General features: G+C 40.1%; 11 protein-coding genes. All 11 read right to left on the bottom strand.

Annotation, left to right across the window (positions count from 1 at the left end):
* Nucleotides 1-309: 309 nt before the first annotated feature.
* The gene (locus JIG41_RS13750) at nt 310-660 is read right to left on the bottom strand and encodes a hypothetical protein (RefSeq protein ID WP_004589646.1); all 351 of its coding nucleotides are present in this window, start codon (nt 658-660) and stop codon (nt 310-312) included.
* 50 nt (nt 661-710) lie between these two features.
* Nucleotides 711-1,082 carry a hypothetical protein gene (locus JIG41_RS13745; RefSeq protein ID WP_063529851.1) on the bottom strand — a complete coding sequence of 124 codons (372 nt, stop codon included), beginning with the start codon at nt 1,080-1,082 and terminating at the stop codon, nt 711-713.
* 10 nt (nt 1,083-1,092) lie between these two features.
* On the bottom strand, nt 1,093-1,515 hold the full coding sequence (locus tag JIG41_RS13740) for a hypothetical protein (protein ID WP_008467863.1): 423 nt from the start codon (nt 1,513-1,515) through the stop codon (nt 1,093-1,095).
* Entirely contained in the window at nt 1,499-2,164 is a 666-nt protein-coding gene (locus tag JIG41_RS13735) for an isoprenylcysteine carboxylmethyltransferase family protein (RefSeq protein ID WP_063529850.1), read from the bottom strand. Before JIG41_RS13735 ends, JIG41_RS13740 begins: the two co-directional genes overlap by 17 nt.
* On the bottom strand, nt 2,157-2,492 hold the full coding sequence (locus JIG41_RS13730) for a DUF2933 domain-containing protein (RefSeq protein WP_063529849.1): 336 nt from the start codon (nt 2,490-2,492) through the stop codon (nt 2,157-2,159). The genes JIG41_RS13735 and JIG41_RS13730 overlap by 8 nt, the downstream gene beginning before the upstream one ends.
* On the bottom strand, nt 2,482-2,670 hold the full coding sequence (locus JIG41_RS13725) for a hypothetical protein (RefSeq protein ID WP_199524944.1): 189 nt from the start codon (nt 2,668-2,670) through the stop codon (nt 2,482-2,484). The genes JIG41_RS13730 and JIG41_RS13725 overlap by 11 nt, the downstream gene beginning before the upstream one ends.
* Nucleotides 2,671-2,685: 15 nt before the next feature.
* A complete protein-coding gene (locus tag JIG41_RS13720; RefSeq protein ID WP_199524943.1) occupies nt 2,686-2,829 on the bottom strand; it encodes a P-II family nitrogen regulator in 144 nt (47 codons plus the stop codon).
* Between the two features lie 14 nt (nt 2,830-2,843).
* Entirely contained in the window at nt 2,844-3,197 is a 354-nt protein-coding gene (locus JIG41_RS13715) for a cupredoxin domain-containing protein (RefSeq protein WP_063529848.1), read from the bottom strand.
* An 11-nt stretch (nt 3,198-3,208) separates the two neighbouring features.
* Nucleotides 3,209-5,452: a heavy metal translocating P-type ATPase gene (locus tag JIG41_RS13710; RefSeq protein ID WP_138558963.1), complete on the bottom strand. Its 2,244-nt coding sequence runs from the start codon at nt 5,450-5,452 to the stop codon at nt 3,209-3,211.
* 101 nt (nt 5,453-5,553) lie between these two features.
* Nucleotides 5,554-5,967, bottom strand: coding sequence for a MerR family transcriptional regulator (locus JIG41_RS13705; protein WP_016708244.1), 414 nt, complete (start codon nt 5,965-5,967; stop codon nt 5,554-5,556).
* Between the two features lie 305 nt (nt 5,968-6,272).
* The gene (locus JIG41_RS13700; protein ID WP_063529247.1) at nt 6,273-6,695 is read right to left on the bottom strand and encodes a hypothetical protein; all 423 of its coding nucleotides are present in this window, start codon (nt 6,693-6,695) and stop codon (nt 6,273-6,275) included.
* Nucleotides 6,696-7,222 lie beyond the last annotated feature (527 nt).

The following is a 7,222-nucleotide window of genomic DNA, read 5'->3' as shown; positions in this document are numbered from 1 at the left end:
GGTTTCTGCGCCGTATAAAAATGCTATTTTGTTCATACTCAATGCGGTTGTTGATTGGTTATGTTTGGCGACTGATCTGATCGCGCAAACCGCATTGAGTTCCCTTCCTCGGGTGATCTACTATTTGGAACAGCTATTTAGGATGCCAGCCCATACCTTTCTAATTCATATGTAACATTTTTTCTGTCGTACTGGCATCAAGATAACCAGAACTGAGCAAACAATCTCAAAGGTTGTACAAAATAACACTAAAGTTTTTTCATTAAGTTTTATTGTTATGCTCTTGTGGTGGCTTTCGCCACCACTTTATTAGTTTTCAAGTTCCACCATATCTTTCGCTGCAATGTCACCAGACACTAGCTTTACAGTTGCGAAATGATCATTCACAATTTTAGTAATTTGTACCGTTCCTACCTTTTCGATAGTGTAGGGATCTTCACCTTCACTCAATACTATTCTTTCATGGAATCTAATAACACTGTATTTTTGCCCAACCTCTGCGCCATGCTTAGCACCAATACAGATTAGAGTTCGATTATCAGAACTTTCTACTACCTGACCTCTCATCATGTATTTATGATAAAAAGTGGTATTGGAACAACCCACTAAATATAAACCGAATGTAAGCAATAAAAGAGCTTTTATATAGGGTGTTTTCATCACTGTTACCTCATTTGACTAACTAATTATCTATACACTTTTTTATGAATTCATTTGTTTTTCCGGCCAGCCCCCGAAGGTGCTTGATGACAACTCCAAGGCTTATGAACAGAGTTATCTTTGATGTTCTGATCAACAAATTTATAGTAACTTTCTTTAGTATGTGTCCACCAATCATTATGAACATCTGCGCCATACTTACGGATTACCTCCTCAATCCCATCAAGGCTTACGTTTGCGGCATCATAGGCAAGGTGTATTTCACCTTCTTTGATGTTGTAACTAACTTCATCTATACCAAAAAGCTGATCTATTTCTTTTACTAACTCGTCACAGCTTTCTTCTGTGACATTGCTAAGCTTTAGATTTCGAACAACTAAATTTTGCTCTCTAACGCCAACTCTATGATCTAAATCGCTCATAATTTTTCTCCTAATGTTTGTGTGAATGCTGTTGATTGCTATCTTTCATTTCTTCCATTTTGCGGTTCATCTGCGGCATCATGTTCCCCATCATTTCTAAATGATGTTCAGCCATCTTGATTTGTTGATGCATTGGCATTTCTTCCATGTTTTTGTGCATGGATTGCATCATCTTCATCATTGAACGGTGATGTTCAACCATCATCTGCTGTTGCTTTTCAGGATCTTTTTCAGTTTTAATGGCATGGACTTCCTTTTTCATTTCCATCATCTTTTTGTGCATTTCTCCCATGTTCTCATGTGGTATTGCCATGCCTTGATGCATATCAGCTTTGTTCGCACCTTCATGTTTATGCTCATTGTTTTGGGCAAATGAGCTAGTGGTTATCAGTAGTGAACTAATAAATAAAATTGATTTAGTTAACGTTTTCATGATTTTTACCTTCTACACTTTTATTAAAATTTGGGATCCAACTTGGTGTCGATTCCATATACCTGTGGTACTCCGAACCAAACTCAGCAATCGCTTGTGCTTCTTCGCGTTTCGCTAGCTTGACGTAAACAACGACTAAGATCGGAAACATCGCAAGTGTTGGGATTGTCGGCCACTGCAATAAAAAGCCGAACATGATTAGAATGAAAGCTACATACTGTGGGTGGCGACACCTTGCATACCATCCAGTTGTAGCCAATTGATGATGCTTTTGCGCGTGATGCAATACATTCCATGCTGAAGACAACATAAAGAAACCTGCAACAATAAACACCATACTCACTATATGAAATGGGTCCCAATGGGCATCACCTTGAAATCCAAAGAAAGTATGTAATAAATGCCCATTCTCATGCGCAAAGAAATTTACTTCTGGATAGGTCTCCGTCAGCCACCCCGACAGAAAATAGATAGTTAAAGGAAAGCCATACATTTCAGTAAATAGGGCAACAATAAAGGCGGAGAACGCTCCAAGGCTTCGCCAATCAGTAGATGTTTTTGGTTTGACAAAACTAAAGGCAAAAAAGATAAAAATTGCTGAGTTCAGTATCACCATTGACCATAAGCCATAATCATATGTCTCATTCATCACTGTTCTCCTTTTTATGTGATTCCTTACGTCCTTCTTCTAAACCTTGTATGTAGCCGTCACGATAGGCAGCATTTTTATCCGTGAGTTCTTGAAAGCTCTCTTCCTTTTTCTCATCAGGCGCATGTGAATGATCGTGGCCATGTTTGCCATGACTGCCATGCATAAATACGTGCATCAACGGGCATAGCAATAAAATCAAATAAGGAAGAAATTGCAGTACATGCTGTCCATGTTCAAAGATTAAAAAATAGGTGGCTGCGGCAATAAGCACCAATGCAGCCCAACCCGTGGGTGTTGACCAAAATTTAGGGTGCTCATTTTTCATATTGGCCTCCTATTGACCTTAAATCTTCCGCTGAAGCTTCAGACTTAGAATTTATCCAGAAGAGATTATCCACAGGGGAGATACTAACTAGTCCTTCTCCTTCAACGTTGGTATACGCTGCATCAAGCAAAACTTTAGCAACATGTTCTGCATCATCAAAAGCAACATAAATTGTCATAACTATATGTGCTGATTAGTGATTTCTGTTGTAAGTATCAGCATATGCACCTCTGCCCGTTGCTTTATGAATGGTAAAGCCTTTATAGCCATGTGAAAGTAGTGCCTCTTCTACTCGTGTTAACACCATTTCATCGAAAATGGCGGTCACTTTTTTCATGTTCATAAACCCTCCTAAACAACCTTTAAGACACCGCGATACATTTGCATCTGACAATGAAACTCATGCTCTCCCGGTGATAAGTTCAATAAGGTAATTTGAGTAATTTCATTTAATTTAAGCTGCTCGCTTATCTCCAATGATGGAATAAGCATTGTTTCAGCGCAGGGTGATTGATCTTTGCGCATAAACTTCAGAGTGACAGGTTGACTAGCAGACACTTGGATTGAGGATGGTGAATACACGCCATCCCTCACTTCAATGAGTACTTCATTACCTTGAACAATTGTTTTATTGGGTTTGTATAGCCAAAACCACCAAACAATCAGTGCGATTAACACTAAGCCTAATAAGTTAATTAACATCATCGTGTTTCTCCTTAATTCTCTTTTGCTTTAAACAAGCGAAGTCGATTTGCATTTGACACGACAGTCAATGACGAAAACGCCATTGCAGCACCTGCAATTACAGGGCTAAGCAGAATGCCAAAGAAGGGATATAGAACCCCCGCAGCAAAAGGAATCCCGGCTACGTTATAGACAAACGCGCCAAACAAGTTTTGTTTTATATTTCGTAAAGTAGCTTTGCTTACCGCTATGGCATCAGCTAGGCCATGAAGTGAACCACGCATTAGGGTAATGTCAGCACTTTCGATAGCTACATCAGTCCCTGTGCCTATGGCGAAGCCAACATCGGCTAACGCTAGCGCAGGAGCATCGTTGATGCCATCTCCTGTCATACCAACAATTTCGCCGCCTTCTTGTAGCTCTTTCACCTTGTTGGCTTTATCTTCTGGCAGCACTTCAGCAAGAAACTCACTAATACCCGCTTTTTTGGCAACAGCAGCAGCGGTTTCCTTGTTATCACCCGTTAACATGATGACGCGTATACCATTAGCCTGAAGTCGTTTGATAGCAGAGATTGAGTCTGACTTGATAGGATCTGCAACAGCAATGATTGCTGCAAGTTCACCATCTACAGCAAAGTACATAGGTGTTTTGGCTTCTTTGGCTAAAGACTGCGCTTGTTCAACAAAGCCTGTGAGGTCTATGCCTTTTAACTTCATTAGTTTATCGTTTCCGAAAAGCAGAGCTTTATTGTTGCAGTTTGCTTCTACACCAAAACCCGTAATGGCGTTAAACGCTTCAATTTTTAGTAACTCAATATCCTTATCTAACGCACTTTCAACAATCGCTTGCGCTAAAGGGTGCTCTGAGCCGCTCTCTAAACTTGCAGCAAGCTGTAGTACGTCTTTTTCGTCCGTAGCTTTTGCTAAAACAATATCGGTTACCTTAGGTGCCCCTTCAGTAATAGTGCCCGTTTTATCTAAAATCATGGCAGTGATTTTAGAGGCGGTTTGCAGTGCCTCACCGTTTCGAATTAGCACGCCTGCTTCTGCGGCCTTTCCTACTCCGACCATGACAGACATGGGCGTTGCCAAGCCCAAAGCACATGGGCAGGCAATAATGAGTACAGTAGTTGCTGATACGATGGCAAAAGCAATTGCTGGCTCAGGTCCAAAGTTAAGCCATGCTAGCGCACTTAACACAGAGATGATCATGACAACAGGAACGAAAAAAGCTGAAATAACATCAGCCAAGCGGCCAATCGGCGGTTTAGAATTTTGTGCTCGTTTCACCATATTGATGATTTGCGCAAGCGCCGTGTCTTTTCCAACACGTGTGGCTTTAAACATAATCATGCCTGATTTGTTCAAAGTACCAGCGACAACCTCATCTTCTTCGGCTTTTTCAACAGGCATAGGCTCGCCTGTCAGCATGGACTCATCAATAGAGGTGTGCCCTTCCAATACCACACCATCGACGGGAATTTTTTCGCCCGGTTTTACCTTTACAATATCGTTAAGTAAAACCTGCTCAATACCAATCTGAACTTCTTTGCTATCACGAACTACGGTTGCCGTTTTGGCCTGCAAGCCGATAAGACGCTTAATGGCCTCAGAGGTTTTACCTCTGGCTTTTATTTCTAATGCCAGACCTAAATCAATTAAGCCAATGATCATGGCGGTAGCTTCAAAATAAACATGCCGTGCCATTAATGGAACGGCGTCAGGTGCAAACACGACAACCATCGAATACACCCAAGCTGTACCTGTTCCTAAAGCTATTAAAGTGTCCATATTAGCGGAGTGGTTTTTAAAGCTTTTCCAAGCGCCAACATAAAAATGCTTACCTGAAAAATACATAACACCAAAAGTTAAAATGCCTACAACCAGCCAAGACATGCGTTCAAGGTTTGTTTCAACCGTCATTTCTCCAACCACAATGCTGTAGATCATCAAAGGAACGCCGAGTGAAAGGGCAATAAACGTATCGCGCATTAGCTTTTTGTAATATGCCCAATCCGCCGCCTCTTTCTCATCAAGCGCATCTGTTGCTGAGCTATCATCAATTGGCTTCGCGTTATACCCCACTGACTCAACAGCTTTGATCAATTCTTCTGTTTTAGCTGTCCCATAAACTGTTACTGTCCTATCAGCAAAATTCATTTCCGCACTGACGACTCCAAGAGTTGCCTTCAACGCCCCTTCAATTTTGCCTACACAGCTAGCACACCCAGCGCCTTCAATGATAAGCTGTTGGTTATGTGATACTTTCTCCAACGTATTCTCCTTACTTTTACACGAAGAGGATTGAGCTTTTGCCTTACAGCAACAGCCTGATTCAGTTTTTATATTTGTGTTAGTAGCCACCCTTTTTCCTCCTATGCTTTTTTAATTTGCTCAAAGTTTTCGATGAGATGACAAACCATGTTTGCAGTCGGTGCTTTGTCTTCCATTTCTTCCCATTGAGAAAGCGCAGAAGACATTTTTCCTCGAAGTGCCAACATTGCTTGAAACTGCTTTTCTGTTTCTTCAAGCCGCTCTTTGATCAGGCTTCTGACTAATGGGCACGCACTTTTACCATCTTCAGATTCATTAATAATTTCCTTGATATCTGCAACGGAAAAACCAAGGTTTCTGGCACTTAAAATGAATTTAAGTCTCGATACTTCTTTATTCGAGTATGACTTGTAGCCGTTCACTGACTTAGCTGGTTTTAACAATCCTAATCTGGTGTAATAGCGCACCGTATCAGCAGTCGTTCCAAGGCTTTTTGCCAGCTCTGCAACTTTCATGTTCACTCCTTAGTTCTTCACCTAAGTTTGTAATCTCACCTACAGCTTAGACCTGTGTCTAAGACACAGGTCAAGTGATTATTCGTGATTAATAATGCAAAAGCTAAAAACTAATTTTTTGGTAAAAGAGAAATCTCGGTCAAAATCGACAGCATTAAGTACTGTAAATAGCAATAGTTTGAGCATTTTCATAATGCCTTTCCAAATATCGTACTAATCGTTCAAAACAATTGGTTATTTAAACCAATGAAAAAATCATTCTATTTTGATGGGAGTGGCGAAAAAAAGACGCACTGTTCCCGTGATTAGCCAATAATTGGTGGACGATAAAGTAAGAGATGGATACCAGATTTTGGTAGGGGTGTACGCTGTAGAATTAGCTCAGAATGAATATTGCAAATACCTTCGTCTTGCGCTTCCACAAGATAGGCATTTAAATGAAAGCTTGTACAAAAACCGCCTTCACAACAAACACAATCACCAGCTTTACATTTTTCACAGTCTTCATCACCATGACGGTTTTTAGAATCTTGCGAATTTTCAGTGTGATAGTGACTATTGTCAATCATTGATTGATGATGCATATTTTTGCTTGGTTGTATAATATGCGTGTCGGATGAGCCATTATGATGCTCTTCACAATTCATTGGTTTAGCAATAGCAAAGCCATGCTGCGTAAGCAACAGAGTAATTACCACTATTTTAAACCACTTGAAAAGTCCAAACATTATCATTCCTTCTTTAGCACCTACAATATTAGCCACTTTGTAAAAATAATTTTATGATCTTGATCAAACTTTGAACTAAAACCTAAACTTTTTACTTTTTACTTTTTACTTTTTACTTTTTACTTTTTACTTTTTACTTTTTACTTTTTTAAACAGCTTAAACTTAACAAGTATAAAAGGGGTGTCTAATTTATACTCATGAGATTGAAGCCAAGCATGAGCACCATTAAAAAAAATAAAAACCCTACGCTCATAACTAGGTATTGAGTAATGGATCATTTTTCCAATTGTTCAGCTTTAAGCGCAGTACTTTGCAACAATCGGTTCTATCCCGGGCACATCCTATTCCCGTTCATCAAAAGTGATAAAATGGCCTATTGTACGTCTGTGAACTACTCGCGCCTAAAGGCATCGAGCTTCCAAGATAATAGCCTAAGCTACTAACCTTTCTTTTTTGACGCTTCGTTGGACACCGCTAGTCGAGCTTTTGACTCGGCTAGTCTTACGATTGCCTCCACGTCCACTAT

Origin of the sequence: Pseudoalteromonas sp. bablab_jr011, assembly GCF_016464045.1 — a bacterium.
In the GTDB taxonomy this organism is placed as follows: Bacteria; Pseudomonadota; Gammaproteobacteria; order Enterobacterales; family Alteromonadaceae; genus Pseudoalteromonas; species Pseudoalteromonas lipolytica.
This window is presented reverse-complemented; position numbering and strand designations above follow the sequence as displayed.